Genomic DNA, 22,665 nt, shown 5'->3' with positions numbered 1-22,665 from the left:
ATGCGCCGCACACTCTATCTTGGCGCCGTGTTTGCGCTTGCGCTGACTTCACACACCGCGCTCGCCCAATGGAACCGCGCCTACAGCATTGACATGGGGGAGGGACGCGGGCCGGAACTGACCGTGCTGATCGATCCGGCGTGTTCCCCATGCATCCGCGCCTTTACTGACATTGTTTCCCGGCTGGCGCTCGGGGAGCCGGTGCTTGCGCGCCCCTTGCGCTGGATACCCGTGGGATGGGACGAGCAGGGGATTCTGGCGGCAGCACGGGCACTGGAGCGAAACAGCATCCAGGGGCTGACCGCCCCTGTCACCAGCATGCCGGACCAGAAATTCATCGAGCAGGCACGCTACAACACCGCGCTGGCGCAGGATTCCGCCGGCACGCCGTCCTTCTACCTGCCCGGCCGCGGTACCAAATCGGGATACACCACATGGAACGACTTCGTTACCTGGCTTTCGCGCTGATCCTGTTCGTCCACGCAGCCAGCCACGCCGAGGCGCGCTACGACAGCTGGCAGATCCGGCACCCCGTGGCGACCGCCATCGTCTCCGCGACCACGTTCGGCTTTGTGCCGGGGGCATTTGCCAATGACCTCGTGGAAGTCTCGGATTTCATGGAAAAGGGATGGACGCGTGCGGGACTTGCGCTTGTCCAGCCACATGCAGAAAAAAGTTTTCAGAACGCAAAAATAATTATTTCATTTTTGGAAGTGCTGATAGCCTTTGTCCTTGTGTACCGCATTTCAAGGAAAAAACGGTGAGATTGCTCCTACCCATGTGCGCGGCGATGCTGCTGGCCGCTTGCGAGACGCCGCCGCAGGCCACCTATGTGGCGCAGCGAGGTTACCTGAACGTCGAGCGCGTGCAGACCAGTTCGCAGATCGCGGTGATCGCACCTTCGGAGCAGACCGTGATTCGGGACCATCCTCCTGAGATCATCCGGGCGAACTCGTGGGCAGTCGTTGTTCCTGCGCCGGCGACAGTACCGATGGCGCCTGCTGTCACGTTGGCGACGCTTGGGTCTCCGGAGCCGCTGATGTCCACTCCGCCGGAAAAGAAAAAAGCGTCCAAGATCAAAAAACAAGCGCTGGCAATCAAGCCGAAAGCGAAACCGGCTGATTGCAAGCCGGGTGAGGAAAGGTCATAAGTCATGGAAGTCAGTATTCCCCAGATGGTCGATGAGTTCCCGCAGGTGATGTGGTGGGAGGCGGATGAATTGGTGCCGATCCTGGTCGGCATGGGCGCCGGCACGGTATTCGAAGTCTTTACCGCCGGGATGCTGGCGGGCCTGGTCCTGAGCGGAATCTACATCCGGTACAAGCGCAACGCGCTGCCCGGATCGTTGCACCACATGATCTACTGGTGGGGCACGTCGGGACTCAACACGGTCTTCACCAATGGCCTCGAGACGGAGGCCGAGCAATGAACCTGATCAAACTCGGCCGCAACTGGAAAGCCACCCTGAGCGCCAATCTGCTGCTCGCAGGAGCGCTGGCCGCCTCCGTGATGGCAAATCTTGCGCTAACGACGAAACTGGCGACCATGCATGAGCGCCTTGTGCTGGTGCCGCCGATGATGACCACCGAGACGGTGGTCGGCTGGAACGAGGCGTCCAAGAATTTCTTCGAGGGATGGGGCCTGTACGCCGCATCGATGATCGGATCGGCCACGCCCAAGACCGCGGGGTTTGTCGCCGGCCATCTCGAATATATCTTTGACAAGTCGATCTTCCAGGCGGTACGCACGCAGCTGCTGTCCATCGAGAAAGACCCCAGCTTTGCGCGGACCGGCTCGGTCAACGTGTTCACGCCCAAGACCGTGACCTGGGAAGCCTCGACCAACCGGCTGTTCGTCTCCGGTCAACTGACCTCGACCGCCTACCGCGCACGCACCACGACGCTGGCCAACGTGCCGGTGACGTACCAGATGTCGATGCGCATGGAAGCGGGTGCGCCGAAGATCACGACCTTCACGTCCTATATCGGAGCGGCGCGTACCGCCAAGTGGGAGCGCGAGCACCCGGCCGAGGCGCAGAAACTGCAGCGGGCAGCCGACGAAAAGGCCGCACAGATCCTGCCGCAGGAGAACGAGGTTCTGAAAGCGATCGAATCGGGCATCGGCAGCGCACAGGAAATCATGGAAGAAGGGGATGGCGCGGCAACCACGCCAGCAAGCCCGACAGGCAAGCCGGCAGCCAAACCCCAAGCCATTGGCGCTCCCGCACCGCGCGTCGCGCCTCAAGGTCCGGCGCCGGTTCGCACGCCCCAGTCGACCGCGCAGCCGAGCGCGAATGGCCGCACCACATCGGATAACCTATGAAGACAACCAAGCTCCGGTTCCCCCTGCTGGCGACGGTACTGCTGGCGTTTGGGCTTGCCCAGGCGCAGACACCGGCCGCCCCTCCGCAGCCCACGTTCACTGTCACCTTTGGCACTGCCGCACCGGCAAATCAGCCTGCGGCGCAGCCGATCTCGATCACGCGTCCTGCGCTTCCCACCGGTGCCGCCGTTGCATCCGCCGCCCCGACAGCAGCGGCTGCAGCAGCAAGCGACCGCTCGTCCGCCCCGGCCGACGCCCCGGCAAGAACAGAACTGCAGAAGCTCACCGAAGGCCGGTTCCCGTCGCCGCCCAAGCCGTCCACGCCCAAGGAACTCACCACGGCAGCGCCAGAGGTCATTGCTGTGCGTCATGGCGTAACCGCCCGGATCGAGGTCTCAGACAGTGCGCCGAACCTGATTTCGACACCTTTCCGCAAGCCGCGCGTGGTCGACATCGACAAGATCGCGCAGGCACGGCCGCTGGGGTCGGACGTCTTCGTGCTGCCCTCGCGCGAGACGACAATCTTCATCAAGGATACGGCGCAGGCGAATTCCCCGACCATCGGCCTGCACCTGGTGCCGCAGCGGCGTCCCGGGCGCGCGATCAACCTCGTCATGGATGGCGGTATTCCCGCAGATCGGCGCGAGACGACGGATTGGGGCACGAAGCCATCGGATTACATCGACGGTATCCGGTCCACGATGAAATCCGCTGTCATGGGCGAAGTGCCGTCCGGCTTCACCGAAGGACCGCTCTCCGCACCGATGGCAGTCTCCGGTGCGATCGCCGCCACGCCGGTCAAGCGCTATGCCGGGTCGGACGCCGATATCTACCGCTACCGCCTCGTCAACAAGGGAACGGCAATGGTGACGCTGACAGAGGAAGCGTTCGCCAGCGACCGCGTCAAGGCCGTCACGATCTATCCGAACCTGGCCATCGACGCCGGCCAATCCACTGAGGTCTTCATCATGTTTGCGAAGGAGGACGCCGAATGAGCGGGATGGCAGCGTGGCAACGCCGCATGGCGGGGCTCAATCCAAAGCAAAAGAAAACCGGTGTCATCCTGCTCGTCGGGACCGTGGTGTTTGCCATCATCCTGATGCTGACATCCAAGGCACCGACCACCCAGCGGCGAGACGACAAGCTAGCGGTCGAGGTGGTAACGCCCAGCAAGCGCAATATCGACGTTGAAAACCTCAACGCGTCGATCACAGCATTGCAGCGCCAGCTTCAGGAAACCCAGGCGCGGCAGGTGAGCGCGGAGGGCAAGCTGGCCGAAGCACTCTCGTCCCTGTCGGACCAGATCGGCAAGGGCCCCAACAGCGAGGACATTGATCGCCGTGTGGCTGAAGCTGTCAGGAAAAACGGCGGCAACAAGCCATCGACCGGGCCGGAAGGGAATTTTCCGCTTCCCGCTCCCGGCACCGCACCCGCGCTGGGCACCGCCTTGCCGGGCGCGCCACCCGGCGCCAATGCTGGCGCCGGCGGCAACACGGCGCGCGGCATCCAATTATCCGGTGACGACGAAGACGAGGAAGGACGCGAAAGCACCGGCGTGGCCGTGACCACCACCGACCGCGCCGGCAAGGCAAAACGCACTCCAGGCGCGTGGTTCCCCATGGGCACGATCCTTTCCGGCGTTGCTATGAACGGCGGCGACTTCCCGGTCTCCAATGCCGCTCGCCGCGATCCCCTGCCCATGCTGGTGCGAATCAAGAAGGATGCCATTCTCCCCAACAATGCCCGCGCGTCCGTCAAGGAATGCTTTGCCATGATTTCGGGTACCGGCGACATGAGCGCGTCCCGCGCCATGCTGCGCGCCGAGCGCCTGTCCTGCGTGCTCGATGGCGGCAGATCCGTCGAAGTGCCGCTGAACGGCTATGTCGTCGGCGAGGACGGCAAACCCGGCCTGTACGGCAAGCTCGTCACCAAGGAAGCCGAGACAATTGCCAAGGCGCTGCGCGTGGGCATCGTCGGTGCGGTCGGCGTAGGGCTGACCGGCTGGTTGAGCCAGGAACTCAGCGCCAGCAGCGGCAATGTCAATGTCAACTTGGGTGGAGCAGGTAACGGCGGCGGCGGTGCCGGCGGCAACGGCGGCGCGGCTCCGATTGGCAAGAGTTTCGAGAAGATCACCGAATACTACTCATCGCTGGCCAAGGAAATCGTTCCTGTGGTCGAAATCAACCCGCTTCGCCAGATCGACATCGTGTTGGTGCGCGGCCTCGAAATCCCGGTCAAGTAAAGGATCATCATGCGACTGTTAGCACTTTGCGCCATTCTCACGACGCTGTCAGGATGCACCGCGCTGATCGGCGGAAGCAATGAAACCGTCTGCGGCAACGGCATGGGCGTGCCATGCACCTCCATTCGCAGCGCCTATTCGATGTCGAACCACACGACCCAGTTCGCGGCCCAGGGGCAGTCGGACAAGGCGATGGCGGACGCGCCGGTGTCGGCCGTTGCGGTATCCCTGCCGCAGCCGGTCGCGCAACCGATGCCAGTGCTGGAGCCGGCCAAAGTCATGCGGGTCTGGGTCAACAAGTGGGTGGACGCCTCGGGCAACCTGAACTATCCCTCTCTCGTCTTTTCCGAAGTCACCCCGCGCCGCTGGGCTGGCGTCAACCAGAGCAAGCAGCCGCCGGGGCAGATCGTGACCGCCTACCGGATTTTGCCAAACACAGAAGACGCGACCATGGTGACATCATCAGGCAAGCCGTTCGTCTCCAAGGCCGCGCCGGGCGCACCGGTCCCGGCCAAGCCAGCTGCGCTGCCTACAGGCTCGACTGGCGCTGGCAGCAACGGCGAGCCGACACCCGTCGCCCTGCCAAAGCCTGGAAACATGCAGAATTAATTATTTCTTTTTTTAAAAATCGGCTACATTTCCGATACCCTCACTCAAAAGGAACCCGCCCATGCAACACCTGACCCTTGCTCCGACTCTCGACGCCGCCAAGATCCGCAAATTCGCACGGCATGCCTTGATCACGCTCGGCATCCTCGTCGCGGTCTTTGCCGTGTTGACGTTTTTCAATTCGGCTGACGCCACGTCGTCGTCTACCGCTACCGCCGATGACTTCGACACGCTGGTCACGTGGGTGCGCGGCCAGATGGAAGGCTCTGCCGGTAAGTTCCTGGCGCTGCTGGGCTTTGCCATTGCGCTGGCCGCCGGCCTCATCAAGGGTTCCATTGCAGGCATCGTGTTCGGACTGGGCCTCGCGCTCTCGGCAGCCTATGGACCGGGCATCCTGGTCGGCATCTTCTCCGCGACGTTCTGACGTTCCTGCTCCTTTTGTCTCCTCACCCCTTCAACGGGTTTCGAGCCGCCTTCGGGCGGCTTTTTTCTGCCCGTCGCATTTTGTGAAAAAAAGATTATTTCAATTTTTTGTTTGATGCTAGGCTCATCGCATTCGTTTGATTCAGAGGATGCGTTATGGGTGTCATGCAGCGAATTGAGGCAATGCTGGAGCGCCGGAAGGTTGCCGACCTGTTCAATTGCCTTGCGGTCGACCGCGATATCTTTTTCTTCGAGGACGGCCATATCGGTTCGGTATTGGCCGGGAATTTCCTGACGGGCGCCAACGAAAAAACCCAGAAGATGCTGGACAACCTGCTGGCGGAGCCATACCCGCCGGGCACCTTTTTGCAGGACATCCAGTTGGGCATCCCCGACCTGCATAATGCACTCGAACCCTACCGCGCGGCGCGCATGTACGCCGAAGGCGGCAATCCCATCGCCGGGCAGGCGTGTTTCGAGCGCGCCGACTTCATCGAACGCGCCGCCACCCGCGCCATTACCAGCGGCGTGCGCACCACCATCATGGACACGCTGCACTACGTCGCCATCAAGGTGCCGATCAAGGGTTTTCCGGTGCCCCGCGAAGACGAGCTCAAGGATTTCCGTGAACTGCGCGACCGCGTCATGGCGATGTACGAAGCCGCTTCCATGCGCATGACGGTTCTTGGCATCGAGGGCTACCTCGCGCTGATGCGGCGCTACCTCAATATGTATGGCACATGGGAGGTCGGCTACGACGACAATGAATTGTTGCGTGACCAGCTTGCCGCGCCGGGGGCACGCATCAAGGTGCGCGCCGATTCCGTTCGCGTGGACGCCAATGGCGATGGCGGCCGGCAGCACATGGGCGTCCTGACCGTCAAACGCTATCCCAAGCGTGCCTCGATTGCCGTGATGGACCTGATGCGCGGCACGCCGGACGGCATGGGCACGCAGATCAACATGCCCTATGCCCTGACGACCACTATCCACTTCCCCGATCAGAACGCCAAGATCGGCAAGATGCGCGCCAAGAGCGTCCTGGTCACGCAACAAGCGTACGGCCAGATGATGAAATGGGTGCCGTCGCTGCGCACCAAGAAGGAAGGCTTTGACGTACTCCTTGGCGCGGTGGATGAAGGCAACAACATTGTCGAGATCAATACGACGGTGACTGTCTTCAGCAAGGATCCGCGCGCGCTGAAAAAGCGCATGAAGGACCTGTCGGCCATGTACCAGACATTCGACTTCGACATGCGCCCGGAGCGCTTCATCGTCTGGCCAAGCATCTACAACGCGATGCCGCTATGCCCGACGGTGGCGAGCGTGCGCAATACCCATCGCTTCAAGACGATGGCATCGAGCCAGGCGGCGCGGTTCTTGCCGGTCATTGACGAGTGGCGGGGCTATGGCGACGCGCACCTGCTGGTCACGCGACGCGGCCGCACCTTCAGCTACGACCTGTTCTCGCCCTACAACGTCAACTATAACTGGACGCTCACCGCCAAATCCGGCGCAGGCAAATCGTTTGCGGTCCAGCGGATGATTCAGGACTACCTCGCCTTGGGGACGCAAATCTGGATTGTCGACAAGCGGCGCAGCCACGCGAAATTCACCCGCGCCCACGGCGGGGAATACATTGAGTTCACCGACGAGGTCTTCTGCAGCCTGAACCCTTTCTCCGAGGTCTACAACATCGACGAGAGCATCGGCGTGCTGGTGCGGCTGCTGTCGAAAATGTGCAACCCGACCCATCCGACCACCGACGCGGAAAATACCCGGTTGACCGAGGCGATCAAGAGCGTCTACCGCACGAAGGGCCGGGCGCTGGAGATCACCCATCTGTGGGAGTACCTCAACCGGCAGGCGGACGACGCACAGTCCAAGGAACTGGCAAAACGACTCTATTCGTTCACCAATCAGGGGCCTTACGGTAGTTGGTTCCGCGGCCCGAACTCTTTCAGTCCCAATGCGCAGCTGACCACCATCGAAATGGCAGGCCTCGATACCAAACCGCACTTGCAACAGGTCATCCAGCAGCTAGTGATGATCAAGGTCGAGGCCATGATGTACCAGAAGGACACCGCCGTTCGGAAAATGCTGATCGTGGAAGAGGGCGGCGACCTGATGCGCGACGAGGGATTCTCGGCGTTCCTGGCCGCGCTTTACTCGAAGGTGCGCAAGGAATCCGGCTCGGTCGGGTTGATCCTGCAAAGCCTGTCCCAGCTTTATGGCAGCAAGCACGGGCAGTCCATTGCCGCGTCGTCCGATACCCGCATCGTCATGGAGCAGAACGTCGAGGCAATCTCGGCCGCGCGCAAGCAGGAATGGACGGAAATGGACGACTACGAGGCGGCGCAATTGAGCGGCCTGCATACCGTCAAGGGAAAAGCCGGGTATTCCGAACTGCACTTCAAGACACCGGGTGGATCCGGCGTGGCACGCCTGATGGAGCCGCGCTTTAACCAGGTGCTTTTCTCGACAGAAGGACAGGAACGCCAGCAGATCCTCGACGCGCTCGACCGGGGCGACGACGTGATCGAAGCGGTCCGCCAGTTTGTGGATGCCGAGACCGCGGCCATCCGCGCCACAGAATCCGTTTAAGAAAGGAACACGCATGAGCGACACGCCGTCCCAACCGCAAACCTCACTTGTGCAGCCATCGGCACCTTCCGAGGCGACACCTGCCATCGCTGCTGCGGCTGCCGCACCGGCACTTCCCGCAGCACCCGCCAAGCAGTCGTCCGGCGATGGTGGCTATCTGACGCTGGCGATGGCAACGGCGGCGTTGGTCATTGCCGGCTTGACGGGGTACAAGGCGTGGGCGGCCGGCTCGACGGGCCCAACCTGCATGCGCACGATCGACATGCCGAAGCTGACGCGGTTCATGATCTCCGACATGATGGACAAGACGGCATCGTCCAGCCTGGACGCCGCTGACGCCACTTATCGCGCCAAAGTCAGTACGCTGGACGCGGAAGTCGCCAAGCTCGCCGGGGGATGCCTGCTGGTGCGCCGCGATGCCGTCGTATTGGCCAACGACGCCAAGGACATCACCGCCGATGTCGCCCGCGCGATCGGCTTGGACCTGTCCCAGCCTGCCACCCGCAAGACGCCCCGCCCGGATCCGGCAGCCATGTCGCCCGTTCCCGCTCCCACCGGCAAGGCCGCCAATGAACCCGGCTCGAAACTGGACTAGCCTGCCGCCGCGCAACAGACGGCTCGCGCTGGCCGTCCTCTTGGCCGCGCCGCTGCTGTATGTCGCGGCCGGCGCCGGGCTGGCGGAAGTCAAGAAGCACGGTTCGCTGTTTTTCGATCAGCAACGCATTGCCTGCCTGCCGTGGGGGCTGTATGCCGGTACCTATGACACTGGCGAGATCGCGCGCGGGGAACTGGTGGCGTTCCGGGTCAAGGGCATCCCGCCCATGAAGGACGGCTCGGTGGTGGTCAAGATTGCCGCCGCCCGGGAGGGGGATGTCGTCGATATTGCGCAGGGCGTGGTCCGCGTCAATGGGAATGTGTTGGGCGATGTGCGCTATGGGGCGCGGACATTGAACAAGCCCGTCACGGCATGGGATACGCATTACACGGTCGGCAAAAACGAATATTTCATGTTCGGCAGTGAGTACCGCTCCTACGACTCACGCTACTGGGGATTGATCAAAGGGGATCAGATTGTTGCAAAAATGCTTTGGGTTCTGTAGCGCGCTGCTGGTAGCCATTCCCGCGCTGGCGCAGACGGTAGACACCGACCTGATGAGCACCATCCGCCAGCACAAGGCGCAACTGGAGACCTACCGCTCCGGAAGCGGCAATGCCGCCGATCAGGGGTTGATGGATTTCCTGAAGAAACAGCAGGAGTCCGCGCACGACCCGCGCGCGGCCAAGGAAGCCATCACCGCCATGGGCATGGCGCCGCAGACTGCACCGGACGGCAATCCGACCGGCGAGCAGATCAGGAACGCCCTGTCCATCGTATTCATCAGCCTGGGCATGCCCAATGACGAACTGCGCTACCTGCTGCAGGAAGGCGCCGGCAAGAAGGACGTGGTTTTCTTGCTTCGCGGCACGTTCAACAATGACATGAAGGACACCTTGAAGCGGATCGTCGACTTGGTGCCGGCGAAGGATGTGCGCCAGACGCCGAACGTGTTCATCCTGCCGCAGGCCTTCGCGAACTACAGGATTGGCGCGGTGCCGGTGGTGTTCGGCCAGCACAAGAAGCAGTGGTACCAGGTCAATGGGGCGCCGTCCATCGCGATGGCGATGAAGGAAATCCAGGCGGGCCGGGCCAATCACCAGATCGGCACGATGTGGCCGGTTGCCGAGGAGGATATTGCCCAGCGGATGAAGCAGGCCGTGGCTACCCACGACTGGCAGGCCTGGCAGCGCGAGCTCGCCACTGACATGCAAAAGAAGATCGAGACCGGCCATCAGCTTCCCTATTCGCTGTCGGACGAGCGCTATTACGTGGACCTGTCGATCACCTTTCCCCAGGACGTGCGCGGGCAGGACAACAAGATCGTGGTCAAGGCCGGCACGCGCATCAACCCGCTCGAGCGCGCGCAGGTGCCCGGCGGCGCAATCATGGTGCTGGACCCCGCCGACGCCCGCCAGCGCAAGATGGTCAAGACTTGGCTGCAGAAATGGCCGGCAGGCATCGTCATGGTGTCGCGCTACGAGGAACAGGGCATCCGGGAACTCGGCGTGAAGGTGGTCATGCTCGATCCGGTATCGGTGGCGCGCTTCCAGCTGCACGCAGTGCCGGCGCTGCTGACCGCGGACAAGCAGCAATTGCTGGTGCAAACATTTGCGCCGCGCGTGGAAGGAGGCTTCCAGTGAAGCACCTTCTTCGCCTTTTCCTCGCCGCGTTCGTGGTATGCGCCGCTCTGACGTCCCCCTCGGCGCAGGCGCAGGCGCCGACACCCACGCCGGTGCTTGGCTGCAGCAGCGCCAATCCGGCCGGTCTGTTCACGGACTTCTGCTACGACAGCATGTTCCCGATCCGGCTCATGGGGATGTATGACGTGCCCTATGTCACCGATGTGCCGCCGCCGCCGGCGGCAGCCAGCTACAGCTTCCCGCCGGGCGGCTGTTTCTGCTGGGAGTGCTTTCTTGGGGTATGCGTGCCGGTCCCAGGCTTTCTGCGCGGAGCATGGATACCGATCCAGGTGATCGAAGCCACGCGCGCGCCGGGGTGCGTGGTCATGCTCGAGGGGCTGAGTTTTGGCGAGGCGGTGGCGCCGCTGAGCCGCTTCGGCGGCGAGTCCGCCAAGAACACGGGCGGCGAGCCGGGCGGCGGCTTCCGCCATTTCATGATGTACGACTTCCCGCTCGGGCCGGTCTTTGCCGCGATGCTTGGCATGGCCCAGTGCGCAGCGCTGGGGCCATCGTACGAATCGCTGATGAGCTCGCTGCTCCTGCCGTTCTGGACACGGGCCGACCTGTCTAACCTGCTGTTTCCGGAGGCGTTTGCGTTCGCCACGCCGCTTTCCGCCCTGACGGGCGCGGCGTCCTGTGCGGCCGCGACCACCGGGTTCGGCACCGGCCTGGACGATTTCCTGTTCTGGAGCATGGGATGCTGGGGCCGCACCTACCCGCTGACGGGCTCCTATGGCACGCAAAACGTGGTCACGGGATCGTCGCTCATCGCGGCGCGGGCCATGTTCACAATGGGTGCAATCTCGCGCTTGACCGGCGGCATGTTTTCCAAGTACGGCATCACGACCATGGGCAATAGCGTCGCCCAGGGCGGGTGCTCGCCGCATTACACCCCCTACGTGCAGAAATCCGAGTTCAAGATGGCACAGCTATTCCCGGTCCCGGAAAGCGGGGTAGGGGTTGCCACCGTGACGGCGCCGTCGGGCGGCATGATCGAATCGTCGCCGATCGGCATGCTGCTGTCGCGCTGCGCGCACCGCGTAGGCGAGTCCGACGCGAAGTGGGGGCCGCATCGCAAGCAGCAGATCACCGGCGAGGACCAGGCCTACCTGATCTGGCGCTGGGTGGACTGCTGCCTGTTGTAACCGAACATTTGCAAAGAGGAAAAATATGCACCGAGTGCTTGCCTGCCTGGTCGCTTGCGCCGCTCTGGATCTGATGCACCCGTGTTACGCGGGAATTGGCTGGACCGATGAGGAAACGCGCGTGTATGGATTCGAGCCCATTCCGCTGACCGACGCGGAAAAGGCCGATCCCAACCGCAAGAAGAAGCCGCCGCCGCCAATCACGGGCACGGCCGAGGGCTTTTCCATGTCGGGCAACGCGGCAACCGCCGCGCGCAGCGCCGAAGTCTCCGGCCAGACCGGGGAACTGTTCTCCAACCGCAGCAATGAGCGCCACCCCGATCTGGAAGCCTTGACCATGCAGGCACCGGCGCAGTTGCCGGCCGACATCAGCAACCCGATGCGGCTCGCACCAAAGAAGGAGTGGACAAAGGAGCAGCGCGACGAATTCCAGCGCCTGTCGCAAGGGCAGGCCGTATTTACCACCGCCTGCACTCCTGCAATCATGAACCAGCTCAGCGCAGCCGGCATGCAGCTGAATTGCCAGGGCATGGCGCCGGTGGACCGGGGTTACTGCGTGGGGGATGAATGCTCGGGCGATTGACGAAACGGCGAATCCTGCTCCTTGGGTTGCTTGGCGCCTGTCTCGCGGCGCCTGGCACCGCGCAGACGATTCCCTTCCTGGACGGCGGACAGAAGCGCGCCTATGACCTTAGCCGAGCCGCCGCCACCGGAAGCGAGGCCGCGCTGGAGGAATTGCGTTCCCGCGCCAACGACGGCGACCGCTGGAGCGCGATGCAGTTTGGCTGGCTGCACCACACCGGCAAGGCGCCGAAGGCCGGGCGCGACATCAAGATCGCGATGAAAGCCTACCGCAAGGCGGCAAAGATTGCGTCCGATTCAGCCGCCATCACGGGCAACCCGCTGGCGGCGTACAACATGGGCCTGATCTATCTCTACGGCGATGATGGCGTCGAGTCCGATCCGCACGAGGCGGCAAAGTGGTTTTCCGCCGCCGCCGGTGACGAAACCAAGGTGTTCGTGCCGGCCGCGATGAATCTGGCGAACCTGTTCGAGTATGGGTTCGGCAACGTGGCGCAGGACCTGGCCGAGTCAGCGCGCTGGTACCGGGCCGCGGCTGCGCACAAGGAACCGTATGCACTCTACAAGCTCGGCGCCATGCTGGCCAACGGCATTGGCGTGGCGGCCAACCCATTCGAGGCGCAGATCAAGCTCGAAGCCGCCGCCAAGATGGGCAGCACCGATGCGATGTACATCCTGTCGCGCCTGTCGATGGTCGACCATGGCCTGACCGAAAAGAATCCGGTCAATGCCGCGAAATGGCTGCTCATCGCGTCGGAAAACAACCCGCAGTTCAAGAAGCTCGCTAACGAAGCCATGTCCAAGCTCCCTCGGGACAAGCAGAACAGCGCCAAGAACATGGCCATGGCGTGGCTGAAATCATATGGTCGACCCATGCCCCGGACAGATTATCGGGTACCACTCAATACCTTGACGCAATAGGGTTGGTCTCGCCGGGGACGCTTCGGACTCCGCATAAAATAAAATTTATTGAAAATGAGTACAAATATCGTTGAAATGCCCGCGCCGACGGTGCGGCAGGCCGGATTTCTGGAAAAAGCACTCGCCTCAATCAAGCCTTCGCAGTGGCTCAACCGGCGCAATGAACTGGCAGGCGCGTATAATCGGTGCCCGCGCGTACGGATGATCCTGTCACGCAATGCGGACAAGTTCGGCGTTGACCTGGATGACCTCAAGCAGGATGTCTGGATGGTTTTTCAGGAAAAAATGCTTGCCATCCTCGACAGCCCGGCCAATGTGTATTCCGTGCTCTACCGCTGCAGCGAGTTGTGTTCGCGCAGCCTGGTCAACGGCGTGCGGGAAACCACGCTGGCCGTGGGCGACGATGAGGACGTCAACGAGGTGATGCACCGTCTGATCGAAGCCAATGGCGCAGTCAGCGACAGCATGGATGCGACGATCGAGATTGACCTCGACACGCACAAGGCCCGGTTGGCGGTGCAGCAGAAGCTGGCGGCGTTTGGCTGGCCGCAGGACATTCCACGCGACGAATCCGCATACCGCCGCGCCGGCAGGCCGCTGAAGGAATCGCGCCCGCTTCAGCGCGGCATGCCAACCGAACCCATGGAAGATCCCGTGTCCAGATCACTCATCAACCCTGACCTCAAGATCGAACCAATCGATCCCGCTACCATTCCCCATTTCCAGCGACGGGATGGGACCACGTCCAAGCCGGTGTCGGAGGCGGCACAGCAATTGTTCGACATGCGGGAAAAGATCCAGGTGCCCATTGCGAAGTTCGCGGAAATGGTGAACGAGCGCCCTGAAATGGTCCGGTCGCTGTTCTATGGCGCCCACAAGGACGATGACTTGGCGCGCACCCTGACCAAACGGGCCAAGACGGTGCTTTCAGGCATGCGCAAGGATCCGGACATGACCTGGCTGCTCACGCATGACATGGCCGCCGTCTACAAGCGCTGGAAGAAGCTGTGGCAAATGCCCGATGAATTCTCCACGATCAGGGCCATCGCCCACTACACGGGCAGGATGTATCCGACGATGCGCCTGTGGCTTGTCCAGAACCGCAAACCGATCAACATCTTCGATCTGTACGACCTCGACCGCCTGGTGCGCGCATTGACGAAGAAAGTGCACAAGGAGCAAGCAGAGGGCGGGGAGGCGTGGATGGTTCAGTTCAGGATCAAGCCACGCGGGGCGCCTCCTCGCACCAAGACCGCTGCCAGTGCCGCCCCTGCGGCACAAGCCGTGCCGAAAAAGGCAGTGGTCACGAAAGCGACCTCTGCAAAGACCCCTGCCGCAAAGAAGATCGCAACCGTCAACCCTGCGCCGAAGCCGTCGGCGACGACCTCAAGCAAGCCCGCTGCAAAGAAGATGGGTGCCGGCAAAGCCGCGGAGAAGAAAGCGGCTGCGAAGCCGGCAAAGAAGGCAGTCGCCAAGAAAGCCGCAAGAAAGACGGCAAAGGTGAAATGACAGGCGGCGCGAGCTCGCCGCCTGTCAAGCCGAACCGATCGACACAAACGCAAACCCTGCCTTCAACTTGCATTCCTTGATCTCGCCGCTCCGGATCAGGCTCAGGACTTCTTGAATCCGTTCCTCGTCATATTTCATCGCCAGCCAGGAGCACAGCGCCTCGACTTCGAGTACATAGGTTCCATTCTCAATGCCTAATGTTTTTACGTTGCCGTCTGCGCACTTGCGAGGCAAATGGGCACTGAGCTGCCAACGATAATCCTCAATTCGCCATTCAAGAGACTCTTCCTCCTTGCCTTCCTGCGAATCGGTGTCGGCCGTGCCAAGTAGCGACATTTGAGACGGCGGCGCTTGCGTTGGGGTGATGCCTGGAGTGAGAACCGGGACAGGCGCTTCGGTGGGCACCGGGGTAGGCGACGGTGACGGCACAGGCGCGGGAGTAGGGGCAGTAGTCGCAACCGGCGTTAGCGCTGGCGAGTGTGCTTCAGGGGCAACGGCCAGGCGACGCATGCTGATCACATTGCCGCCTGCAACCGAATGCATTGTCGGTGCGCTGGGCGCTGGTGCCGGTACTGGCGTCGGCGCTGCTGTGGGCGCAGAGGCCGGCGGGACGTTTGCTTTTTCGGTGTTTTTCTTCGCCGCGGCTTGCTTGGCCACCGCATCCGCGAGGTCCAGTCCCACTCGATTGTCCGTCCCGAGCAGTTCGTTTTCCATCGCGATATCGTGGGCACTCTTGTTCGCGTTTTTCTTGCCTGCATTGCCCAGACGGCTGTTGCGGATGACCGGAATGAACCCGAAGTCATCGAGCCTTGCGAGCGAGGTAAGGTCGTCAAAGTGATTAATCAGCTCGGACAGGTTGATCACGATGCAGGACGCCCAGGTGAACTTCGGGTCGCCACGATCCTCGTCCTTGGCTGGCGTCTTGTTCTTTTCCGCCCAGAACTTCTCGGGTGGATAAAACTCGACCCGGTAGAGCGCCGTTTCCGGGTTGCGCCCGCCTGCCTCCTGCTGCGTATACAGCGCGCCCTTTTCGTCCAGCATGCGCAATACAACCTTGGTCATTGCGCTGACCGCATTGGAAATCTGGGGGGTATAGTTTTCCCGACCCAGTTCGGCGCATAGCGCACCAATGAAATCGTCCTCCTTCAGCACCAGCATGTCGATCTTGAGCACCGGATGGAAGCGCCGGATGCCGACATTGCTGTGCTTGTCCTTGCCGTTGATCGACTCGTTGCGCAACAGCACATCGAGAATCGCATTCCAGACATGTTCCCGCTTGTCCGGCTCGGCATCCAGTCCCATCGGATCGGCGCCAGCCTCCAGCGCCATTTGCGCCATGCGTGCGTTCTCGCCGGCCTCGCGGCGCGACGCTAGCGTGTCTGCCCGGATGAGCAATTCCAGCAGCGCATGGAGCCGGTCGCTCAGCGGCAGAAAACCGTCTTCGGTCGGCGTGTCCTGCGGGTGATGATAAAACTTGACCACCACGCTCAGTATCTCCCGGTCCTCAGAGGGCAGCGCCCAGTATTCCGGCATGCGGGCGAGGATGCGCACGCCGGTGCTGTCGTGATCGGGTCGGCAACCGATGATTTTTCCCTTGTCATCGAACTGATAGCACTCGATCTTGCCGATGTCATGCACAAGGCCGATCAGCGCAACAAGCGGGTCGAGGTGGTCGAAGCGGTAGCTTTCGTTGCGCAGGGTCAGGTTGACGGTGTATTCCGGTAATTTAATCTTGCCATCGTAGGTATGGTGCGGCGCGAGCTTGTCCATGTACCACGACACCAGCAGGCTGTGCGACAGCAGCGTTCTGCCGCCATGGCCGCTTTGCACGTGCGAGGCGGGCAGGTGCCGGTATTGCATCAGGATCGTCTCAATGCCGACCATGAGCGCCGCGTGCTTGGGGTAGTCCTCGCCAAACCGCGTATGCCAGCGCTCGAGAAAATCGGTCGTGGCGTCGGACTGGATCTCCGGGACAGTGGCGACGGCTTCGGTGGGGATGCGCTGGGCTGGTTCCCCCTCGCGGCGAAGATCATGGTAGTGCAGGGGAGCCAGGCCGATGCTGCTTTGCAGCCCGTGCTGGATGCTGCCTTGTAAACGCTTGCTGGTTTCACGGCGGTCGAACCAGATGGAAAACACCGAGGCAAACACGCCGCAGAAGACTCCGCCGGCGATGGCCGCCAGCACCGACAGCGTCCAGTGTGTATCCAGCACGCGCTCGCCTCGCAGTAACGCTGGCACATCGAAACTGACTTGCCAGAGGGTGGCCAGTGACCACCAGAATACCGTCACGCAAAACGCGGCTTTGACAATGGGCTGTCGGCGCATCGGTCGCACTCCTAATCGATTAACCCAGCAGGCGGCGGCGCGCAATCTCGCTGCTACGCGCCGCTTCCTTCTCTTCCTCGGTCAAGCTGGCCCACTTCGGATGGCTTTCCAAATCGTTGGCCGCCACGGGCTGCGCACCCTCGGCCGGCGCCACCACGGCGGGCTGTGCCGGAACCTTGCGCTGGCTCAGGCGGAACTTCGCGTGCAGCTCGATCATCCAGCGCGGGAACTCCTGGTCCTCAGCCATGTAGAGGATGTCGAACTCGGAAGGCTGTTGCGGCGCGTCGATATGAATGTACGGCTGGGTCACGACTTCGGCCTTGCCGTCGTCGCCGGTCGCGCCGGTCTCAATCGGCTTGACCCGGTATTTGCCGTGAGTGAGGATCAGATCACCGCGGCGCACTTGGCTGGCGATCTTCTCGGCGAGCTTGCCGTAATAGCGCACCGGCACGATGTTGGCCTCGTCGGCATCCTGGCGCAGCAGGAAGTCTACGGCGGCGGACTGCACGTATTTGCCGTCCTCGTTGATCATGACGGACCGCTGGTTGACGCCGACCACCATCCCGGCCAGATGCACCTGGTTGCAGGCATCGGTCTGACGGTATCCCGCGCCATACGGCTTGAACTCGACATCGTCGTGCGCCTGCTTGGGAACCGCCTTGTCGAACGCCGAGCGCAGCGGCAGCTCCAGCACGTTGGGACGCTCGAACGAGCGCGCATACATCACCAACCCCGGCGAGCCGTCCGCGTTTGGGATGCTGCGCACTTGGCACACCATCTTGATGGCTTGGCGCTTCTTGAAGTTCGACGGCATCTTCACGCCCGGCGGCACCGTCACCGGCAGCACCAGATTGACGTTGTTCGTCATTTGCAGGTAGATGGTGTTGGCGCGGATCTCGTAGACGTATCCGGCAAGGTAGGCGACGTTCTTGAAGCCGCGGTAGAACTGGTGCTTGATGGGCTCGCGCCGGGAATTCAGCGAGAGCAATGTGACATGGTTTGTAGATGCCATGTGCGGGTCCCTTTCACGATTTTTTGGTTGTCGAAAGAATGCGACTCAAAAATCGTACCCGCATATTTAAATTTGAAATAATTATTCCTTCATTTTTTAAAAAATTTCCCGAAAATCTGGCTGCCGCCGTGCCAACACCAACGAAAAATCGCAAATGCGATGAGAAATTTCAATTCCCGGCAAAAACGCAGATGTTTTCTTACAAACGCAGCGTTTTCCTCCTATTACTATGGAACAAACAGAAATAGCTTTATTCCTGTATACAAGACGGTTAAAATGCGACGGCAATTTCGAATTTTTCTCTATTTTTTTAGCGCATTGAAAATTTTCTGCTGCTGAATAATCGTAAGATATATCCACGGTCACGCCATTTTCGCTTCCCGATAGGATTTTTCTGCGGATGGCCGACATCAATGACGCAACTTTGACCAGTGAGTGACGCTATGAGCGAAAAAGCTACCCCGACGGGCAAATCGGCCAAGACGCCAAAGGCTTCCCGGGTTCCACCTTTCCGCGAGCGCAGCGCAGGGCTGATTTACGAGATGCACAACAAGATGGCGAGCCATGGCCACAGCATGAAGGACCTGGCCGATATCGTTGGCGTGTCCTATCCGCACATGACTGCACTGATGGCCGGCGACCGCTGGTGGGCGGGCACGGATCGCGACGTTATTGAAAAATTGGCAAAATATCTCGAAGTCCCGGTCCTGCAGGTTTACTTCTGGTCGGGATTTTTGCAGCCGGGAGATCAGCACTTCGATGAGGATCTCCAAACGCGAGCCAATGAGGTCTTCAAGCGTGCGCGGTCCGATCCCTATACCGGCCCCATCATGTGCAGCGAGGCGAGTTGGAACGCCGCTGCCCTTGACCTGAAGAGCATGGTGACGATTCTGCTGGAAGTCATCCATCAGGAAACCTCGCTCAAGCTGGCCGAAACCGAACGTGGCCTGAGCACGCGCCTGGGCTTTGCTCAATTTCGCCGCGAAAAGGGAATCGGCTCCTAATTCCTGAACGGTCCTAAAAAAGAAAATCCCCGGCAAGGTGTGAACCTGCCGGGGATATTTTTTTCTGCTCTAAATGGATACGCGCACCGCGTTGATGACCGTCTTTGCCAGGGTCTGCATCGTATCGGTGACGAACAGCGGGCGCCCGGTAATGCGCTTGTACTGGTCGACATGGTGCTCAAACTCCTTGCCGATCAATACCACCGCCATATCGACGCCCAGGTATTCCGCATCCCTGAACGCGGCCTCAACCTGTTTCATGTTGGACGAGTCCCCATCAGTCAGAAACACAAGCAGCTTGCGCTCCTCGTCCCGGCACGCCAGATCAGCCAACGACTCTACCAGCGCCTGATCGGCGTAGGTCGAGCCGCCAATCACACTGAGCACCTTGTCGCGGCCCTTGTGGCTGCCCCATCGCTCATCGAATTGCTTGATGCAGCAGTAGCCATCATCAAACGTCCAGGCCGAGAACGGCACGTCGTGCAGCTCCAGAAGATCAGCCAGCGCCACCATCACGCCGCCGGTGGCCTGCAGGCGGGAAATCCCGGTGCCATCGTCAAGCTTGTCGCTCATGGAAGCCGACACATCGACCACCATCGAAACGGCGGTGCTGATGCCTTCGGCCATGATGCGATGCATCATGATGCGCGCATCGAGCGTCTTCACCCGATGCAGGCTCCCGCTGTGGATGCGTCGGCCGGTCAGCCCCACTGATTTGCGGCATTCCGTCTTTGCTTCCATCAGCGCCTCAAAGTCGCGCCCCAGGGCTGCCTTGACGCGCGCGGACACGTCCATCCATTCCTGCGGGATGGGGGCAACACGCGCCTTGCGGCTGGACGGGTGAATCTGGCCCGCATCGCGTGACAACGGGCTGGAGGCAAGCGCCTTCCCGATTTTCTCGCCAATATCGCCGGACTCGGTCATGTTGGCGTTCGGATCGGTCTCGATGTGGCGCGCCGCGCGGTTTGCTGTCGGGTCGCTGGCGTCGGCGGGATCTTCACCGGCCACTTGCCGAATGAGCTTCCAGATCTGATCGACCAGGTGGCCCACCTCGACGGTGGTTTCCGCGTCCGGGGCTTTGCAAACCAGGTCCCAGATTTTGGGCCACAGGCTGCCGTATTGCGCAGCGACGAACTGCGCATAGGCATTGGCCACGGCTGCGAGCGGCACATCCTGACCGGCCAGCAACCGGGCCCGACCCAGCACAAGGATGGCGTTGCCCAGTTCGTGCTTGGGCGAATTGGCGCCGACCTGGCTTGCGGTACCGAAAAATCCCTGTTTCGACAGGTAATCGACCATCGACACGAGATTGCGCGCAACGCCGGGATAGACGCGGGAGGCGCAGGTTTCGATGCGAATATCCTCCAGCGCATTGAGCAGGAACGCCTGCATTCTGCCTTTGGCACGGTACTTCGGCATCACGGTAAAGTCCGTGTGGCGGGCATGGCCCACGCATTCGTGGTCAAGGACGCCGGCCAGCATTTCCGTGGCCTCGCGGCTTTTGGCGGTGCCTTCGACCCACTTGCGTGGAAGCGAGATAGTGTCCGGTGTCACCGACGCTGTCTTGCTAGCGGTGAGGACGACTTTCATGTTGTAACGCGCTGCGAGCATGCGTGCCAGGAGCAGCATGGATTTAACGTGGTCGACTTGCATGGGACTCTCCTAAGGAAGTGCTTGCGCACGGGTAGACAAAGCAGGAGAGATGCAGAACCAAAGAAAAGCGCAACAGCATTCACGAAAAAGAATTTCGCAAACGAAAGCATTCTGATAGGCTTGAACCAGATCGATGTCAATCGATCAACTGTAGCGCCATCCCGACGCTTCATCCGATGGCACGCCCGGCTTGGCATCCACTTGGGGAATTAAGACCGATCGGCATCCCGGATGCGCAGGCTCCAACAAGAAGAAGGACAAGTCATGCAAACCATTTTTAAGACAACGACCGCCGCCCTAATTGGCGTATCTCTTTCGTCGGCCGCACTGGCAGCGGACGTGCGAACCCAGGTTGAAGTGCAGACGGCCAAGGCCGAGCTCGTCATCCCCAATGGCACGTCGCAAAGCGTCACAGGCGCGGTCAAGGATGCGTTCACTACCTGGGGCATCAAGGCGTCGGCAAACATGCGCAGCGTGCCATCAGTCATGCCGGCGCGCCCAGACGAGCCGATTAGCGTGCAACGCTACCTGTCAGGCACACCCGTCGTCGAATATGAGTGCAAGACAGCGTCCGCTGAGATCATTCGGCAGCCGGCCGGGGCCGGAAATGCCTTTGCCGCAACGGGCGAGCGCTATCAGGCTTGTATCTATCCATTCAAGAATGGCGTCAAGGTCTATGTGCTCATGACGGCGGTAAAGAAGCTTGAACCACTGACGGGCAAGCTGTTTGACGGTATCACACGGGCCGTGCGTGGCGAGGACGGCGACTTCATGACGCAACAGATCAACAAGCGCATCGAGGCGATCCGCGAGAACCTTCCGACCGTCCTCGTTGAACGGATCGAGGTGCCCGGCATGGAAGTGCAGGAACCCGACAAGGCCGCCGTTGCCGCGATCATCCCGCCTGCACCCCAGCTTGTTGGTACTGCCCTAGTCGCCGCGCCCGTTGCACCGGCTGCCGCGCCTCAGCCGGCGCCGGCCGGTTCCGCTGCGCAAAAGATTGAAGCGCGGAAGAACCTTGCCGCAATGGGATTGACGTACCACTCTCAGGACCAGTTCGTTGCCGCGATCCGCCGCAAAGATGATGTTGCGGTCCAGGTGTTCCTGGAAGCAGGGGGAATCGATCCTAACGCCAAGGACAAGGATGGCAAGGCTCCTGCTGACATTGCCATGGCATCCGGCTCGCCTGACATTGCACGTATGATTCGTGGGGAAAACAAGGCTCCCGCTGTAGCAGCCCCGGCACCGCAAGCGTCACCGGCGCCAGTCGCTACGGCTGGCGCAGCCCCCTCGGCATTCATGCCTGCCGGTTTCACGCAATCGGTAAACGCCGTCGTCCCAGCGAACCATGCCCAGTCGAATCCCGACGCAGTTGACACCTCCCTGATTCCGCCGGCGACGCTGGCCATGATCAACGCTCAGATCGATGCCATGCCAAATATGTCAATCGAGCAAAAGGAAGCGATGCGGCAATCCACCATTCAGAAACTGAATCAGCAATATTCAAAGATGCGAGCCCTGAGCAACGGTACGGTACGGTAACGCCCAACAAAAAAACAACCCCGCGGCCAATGGCGCGCGGGGTGAAATCAGAATCGGTGTTGACGGTATTTGGCGAGAGCAGCCTTGCCTTCGTCAGTCAGCACCCAGAACTGCTTGATCTTCGGGCCGTATTTGGTGCTCGAGATTGTCTTCACCGCGCCGGCGGCTTCGGCCATGATCATGGTTGATCGGTGGCCGCGATAACGGGAAACCGCCAACGCCCCGGCCTGGTGCCCGCCATGGATCTCGACGAACACATAATTCAGGAATGTCACCAGTTCGCCAGTAATGCGCGGCTTGCGGTCCAGGTCAACGGAGTGTTTCTTCTGGACAGGCGCGGGTTTTGAGGTCACTGCGGGGAGGTCGAAGAAGTCGAATGCGCTCATGACGGCCTCCATCATGCGGACGCGGTGAAACTGCCAATGGTGCAAATGTGCCACGGCTTCATCATGCTGGACGCAGGCTTAACCGCGCAGCGGCCGTGGTCGCCAAAGA

General features: G+C 61.3%; 24 protein-coding genes. 19 read left to right on the top strand and 5 right to left on the bottom strand.

Features of this window, described 5'->3' with window-relative positions:
- From G3574_RS20190 to G3574_RS28130, 17 genes are all read left to right on the top strand, one after another.
- On the top strand, positions 1-468 hold the full coding sequence (locus G3574_RS20190; RefSeq protein ID WP_163967227.1) for a hypothetical protein: 468 nt from the start codon (positions 1-3) through the stop codon (positions 466-468).
- The gene (locus G3574_RS20185) at positions 435-764 is read left to right on the top strand and encodes a hypothetical protein (protein WP_163967225.1); all 330 of its coding nucleotides are present in this window, start codon (positions 435-437) and stop codon (positions 762-764) included. The genes G3574_RS20190 and G3574_RS20185 overlap by 34 nt, the downstream gene beginning before the upstream one ends.
- 2 nt (positions 765-766) lie before the next feature.
- The gene (locus G3574_RS20180) at positions 767-1,150 is read left to right on the top strand and encodes a hypothetical protein (RefSeq protein WP_205609858.1); all 384 of its coding nucleotides are present in this window, start codon (positions 767-769) and stop codon (positions 1,148-1,150) included.
- A gap of 3 nt (positions 1,151-1,153) precedes the next feature.
- Positions 1,154-1,429: a type IV conjugative transfer system protein TraL gene (gene traL / locus G3574_RS20175; protein ID WP_163967221.1), complete on the top strand. Its 276-nt coding sequence runs from the start codon at positions 1,154-1,156 to the stop codon at positions 1,427-1,429.
- A complete protein-coding gene (locus tag G3574_RS20170) occupies positions 1,426-2,322 on the top strand; it encodes a TraE/TraK family type IV conjugative transfer system protein (RefSeq protein ID WP_163967220.1) in 897 nt (298 codons plus the stop codon). Before traL ends, G3574_RS20170 begins: the two co-directional genes overlap by 4 nt.
- Positions 2,319-3,317, top strand: a complete 999-nt coding sequence (locus tag G3574_RS20165; RefSeq protein ID WP_163967219.1) for a TraK domain-containing protein — start codon at positions 2,319-2,321, stop codon at positions 3,315-3,317. The genes G3574_RS20170 and G3574_RS20165 overlap by 4 nt, the downstream gene beginning before the upstream one ends.
- Complete coding sequence (locus G3574_RS20160; protein WP_163967218.1) at positions 3,314-4,564, top strand: TrbI/VirB10 family protein; 1,251 nt, start codon at positions 3,314-3,316, stop codon at positions 4,562-4,564. The genes G3574_RS20165 and G3574_RS20160 overlap by 4 nt, the downstream gene beginning before the upstream one ends.
- Positions 4,565-4,573: 9 nt before the next feature.
- Positions 4,574-5,173 (top strand): TraV family lipoprotein, encoded by a 600-nt coding sequence (locus G3574_RS20155; RefSeq protein WP_163967217.1) that lies wholly within the window; start codon positions 4,574-4,576, stop codon positions 5,171-5,173.
- Positions 5,174-5,234: 61 nt separating this feature from the next.
- Positions 5,235-5,597 carry a hypothetical protein gene (locus G3574_RS20150; protein WP_163967216.1) on the top strand — a complete coding sequence of 121 codons (363 nt, stop codon included), beginning with the start codon at positions 5,235-5,237 and terminating at the stop codon, positions 5,595-5,597.
- A 164-nt stretch (positions 5,598-5,761) separates the two neighbouring features.
- Complete coding sequence (locus G3574_RS20145) at positions 5,762-8,200, top strand: TraC family protein (protein ID WP_163967215.1); 2,439 nt, start codon at positions 5,762-5,764, stop codon at positions 8,198-8,200.
- 13 nt (positions 8,201-8,213) lie between these two features.
- Positions 8,214-8,795, top strand: a complete 582-nt coding sequence (locus G3574_RS20140) for a hypothetical protein (RefSeq protein WP_163967214.1) — start codon at positions 8,214-8,216, stop codon at positions 8,793-8,795.
- On the top strand, positions 8,770-9,300 hold the full coding sequence (locus G3574_RS20135) for a S26 family signal peptidase (RefSeq protein WP_163967213.1): 531 nt from the start codon (positions 8,770-8,772) through the stop codon (positions 9,298-9,300). Before G3574_RS20140 ends, G3574_RS20135 begins: the two co-directional genes overlap by 26 nt.
- Complete coding sequence (locus G3574_RS20130) at positions 9,275-10,438, top strand: TrbC family F-type conjugative pilus assembly protein (RefSeq protein ID WP_163967212.1); 1,164 nt, start codon at positions 9,275-9,277, stop codon at positions 10,436-10,438. The genes G3574_RS20135 and G3574_RS20130 overlap by 26 nt, the downstream gene beginning before the upstream one ends.
- The gene (locus G3574_RS20125; RefSeq protein WP_163967209.1) at positions 10,435-11,622 is read left to right on the top strand and encodes a TraU family protein; all 1,188 of its coding nucleotides are present in this window, start codon (positions 10,435-10,437) and stop codon (positions 11,620-11,622) included. Before G3574_RS20130 ends, G3574_RS20125 begins: the two co-directional genes overlap by 4 nt.
- A gap of 121 nt (positions 11,623-11,743) precedes the next feature.
- A complete protein-coding gene (locus tag G3574_RS20120; protein WP_163967207.1) occupies positions 11,744-12,205 on the top strand; it encodes a hypothetical protein in 462 nt (153 codons plus the stop codon).
- Complete coding sequence (locus G3574_RS20115; RefSeq protein WP_163967206.1) at positions 12,202-13,125, top strand: tetratricopeptide repeat protein; 924 nt, start codon at positions 12,202-12,204, stop codon at positions 13,123-13,125. Before G3574_RS20120 ends, G3574_RS20115 begins: the two co-directional genes overlap by 4 nt.
- Before the next feature lie 201 nt (positions 13,126-13,326).
- On the top strand, positions 13,327-14,634 hold the full coding sequence (locus tag G3574_RS28130; RefSeq protein ID WP_205609857.1) for a hypothetical protein: 1,308 nt from the start codon (positions 13,327-13,329) through the stop codon (positions 14,632-14,634).
- Positions 14,635-14,658: 24 nt separating this feature from the next.
- Here the strand turns inward: G3574_RS28130 and G3574_RS20105 are convergent, their stop codons facing one another.
- The 3 genes from G3574_RS20105 to G3574_RS20095 all read right to left on the bottom strand — a co-directional run bounded on the left by G3574_RS20105 (position 14,659) and on the right by G3574_RS20095 (position 18,382).
- Positions 14,659-16,959: an HD domain-containing protein gene (locus G3574_RS20105; protein ID WP_163967205.1), complete on the bottom strand. Its 2,301-nt coding sequence runs from the start codon at positions 16,957-16,959 to the stop codon at positions 14,659-14,661.
- Positions 16,960-16,978: 19 nt separating this feature from the next.
- Complete coding sequence (locus G3574_RS20100; RefSeq protein WP_163967204.1) at positions 16,979-17,971, bottom strand: hypothetical protein; 993 nt, start codon at positions 17,969-17,971, stop codon at positions 16,979-16,981.
- Positions 17,972-18,067: 96 nt separating this feature from the next.
- Positions 18,068-18,382, bottom strand: a complete 315-nt coding sequence (locus G3574_RS20095) for a hypothetical protein (protein ID WP_163967203.1) — start codon at positions 18,380-18,382, stop codon at positions 18,068-18,070.
- A gap of 32 nt (positions 18,383-18,414) precedes the next feature.
- Between G3574_RS20095 and G3574_RS20090 the strand changes: the two genes are divergently transcribed.
- A complete protein-coding gene (locus tag G3574_RS20090) occupies positions 18,415-18,975 on the top strand; it encodes a helix-turn-helix domain-containing protein (protein ID WP_163967202.1) in 561 nt (186 codons plus the stop codon).
- Positions 18,976-19,044: 69 nt separating this feature from the next.
- Here the strand turns inward: G3574_RS20090 and G3574_RS20085 are convergent, their stop codons facing one another.
- Positions 19,045-20,628, bottom strand: a complete 1,584-nt coding sequence (locus tag G3574_RS20085) for a hypothetical protein (RefSeq protein WP_163967201.1) — start codon at positions 20,626-20,628, stop codon at positions 19,045-19,047.
- A 264-nt stretch (positions 20,629-20,892) separates the two neighbouring features.
- Between G3574_RS20085 and G3574_RS20080 the strand changes: the two genes are divergently transcribed.
- Positions 20,893-22,170 carry a hypothetical protein gene (locus G3574_RS20080; protein WP_163967200.1) on the top strand — a complete coding sequence of 426 codons (1,278 nt, stop codon included), beginning with the start codon at positions 20,893-20,895 and terminating at the stop codon, positions 22,168-22,170.
- 47 nt (positions 22,171-22,217) lie between these two features.
- Here G3574_RS20080 and G3574_RS20075 read toward each other — a convergent pair whose 3' ends face one another.
- Positions 22,218-22,556 (bottom strand): hypothetical protein, encoded by a 339-nt coding sequence (locus G3574_RS20075; protein ID WP_163967199.1) that lies wholly within the window; start codon positions 22,554-22,556, stop codon positions 22,218-22,220.
- Positions 22,557-22,665: the final 109 nt, after the last annotated feature.

Source organism: Noviherbaspirillum galbum, from assembly GCF_010974945.1.
GTDB classification, from domain to species: domain Bacteria; phylum Pseudomonadota; class Gammaproteobacteria; order Burkholderiales; family Burkholderiaceae_D; genus Noviherbaspirillum; species Noviherbaspirillum galbum.
This window is presented reverse-complemented; position numbering and strand designations above follow the sequence as displayed.

Bases quoted from the DNA above. Each gene is read 5' to 3' on its own strand.
- G3574_RS20190 (WP_163967227.1), top strand. From the start codon at position 1: ATGCGCCGCACACTCTATCTTGGCGCCGTGTTTGCGCTTGCGCTGACT.
- G3574_RS20185 (WP_163967225.1), top strand. From the start codon at position 435: ATGGAACGACTTCGTTACCTGGCTTTCGCGCTGATCCTGTTCGTCCAC.
- traL (WP_163967221.1), top strand. From the start codon at position 1,154: ATGGAAGTCAGTATTCCCCAGATGGTCGATGAGTTCCCGCAGGTGATG.
- G3574_RS20170 (WP_163967220.1), top strand. From the start codon at position 1,426: ATGAACCTGATCAAACTCGGCCGCAACTGGAAAGCCACCCTGAGCGCC.
- G3574_RS20165 (WP_163967219.1), top strand. From the start codon at position 2,319: ATGAAGACAACCAAGCTCCGGTTCCCCCTGCTGGCGACGGTACTGCTG.
- G3574_RS20160 (WP_163967218.1), top strand. From the start codon at position 3,314: ATGAGCGGGATGGCAGCGTGGCAACGCCGCATGGCGGGGCTCAATCCA.
- G3574_RS20155 (WP_163967217.1), top strand. From the start codon at position 4,574: ATGCGACTGTTAGCACTTTGCGCCATTCTCACGACGCTGTCAGGATGC.
- G3574_RS20150 (WP_163967216.1), top strand. From the start codon at position 5,235: ATGCAACACCTGACCCTTGCTCCGACTCTCGACGCCGCCAAGATCCGC.
- G3574_RS20145 (WP_163967215.1), top strand. From the start codon at position 5,762: ATGCAGCGAATTGAGGCAATGCTGGAGCGCCGGAAGGTTGCCGACCTG.
- G3574_RS20140 (WP_163967214.1), top strand. From the start codon at position 8,214: ATGAGCGACACGCCGTCCCAACCGCAAACCTCACTTGTGCAGCCATCG.
- G3574_RS20135 (WP_163967213.1), top strand. From the start codon at position 8,770: ATGAACCCGGCTCGAAACTGGACTAGCCTGCCGCCGCGCAACAGACGG.
- G3574_RS28130 (WP_205609857.1), top strand. From the start codon at position 13,327: ATGATCCTGTCACGCAATGCGGACAAGTTCGGCGTTGACCTGGATGAC.
- G3574_RS20105 (WP_163967205.1), bottom strand. From the start codon at position 16,959: ATGCGCCGACAGCCCATTGTCAAAGCCGCGTTTTGCGTGACGGTATTC.
- G3574_RS20100 (WP_163967204.1), bottom strand. From the start codon at position 17,971: ATGGCATCTACAAACCATGTCACATTGCTCTCGCTGAATTCCCGGCGC.
- G3574_RS20095 (WP_163967203.1), bottom strand. From the start codon at position 18,382: ATGTCGGCCATCCGCAGAAAAATCCTATCGGGAAGCGAAAATGGCGTG.
- G3574_RS20090 (WP_163967202.1), top strand. From the start codon at position 18,415: ATGAGCGAAAAAGCTACCCCGACGGGCAAATCGGCCAAGACGCCAAAG.
- G3574_RS20085 (WP_163967201.1), bottom strand. From the start codon at position 20,628: ATGCAAGTCGACCACGTTAAATCCATGCTGCTCCTGGCACGCATGCTC.
- G3574_RS20080 (WP_163967200.1), top strand. From the start codon at position 20,893: ATGCAAACCATTTTTAAGACAACGACCGCCGCCCTAATTGGCGTATCT.
- G3574_RS20075 (WP_163967199.1), bottom strand. From the start codon at position 22,556: ATGAGCGCATTCGACTTCTTCGACCTCCCCGCAGTGACCTCAAAACCC.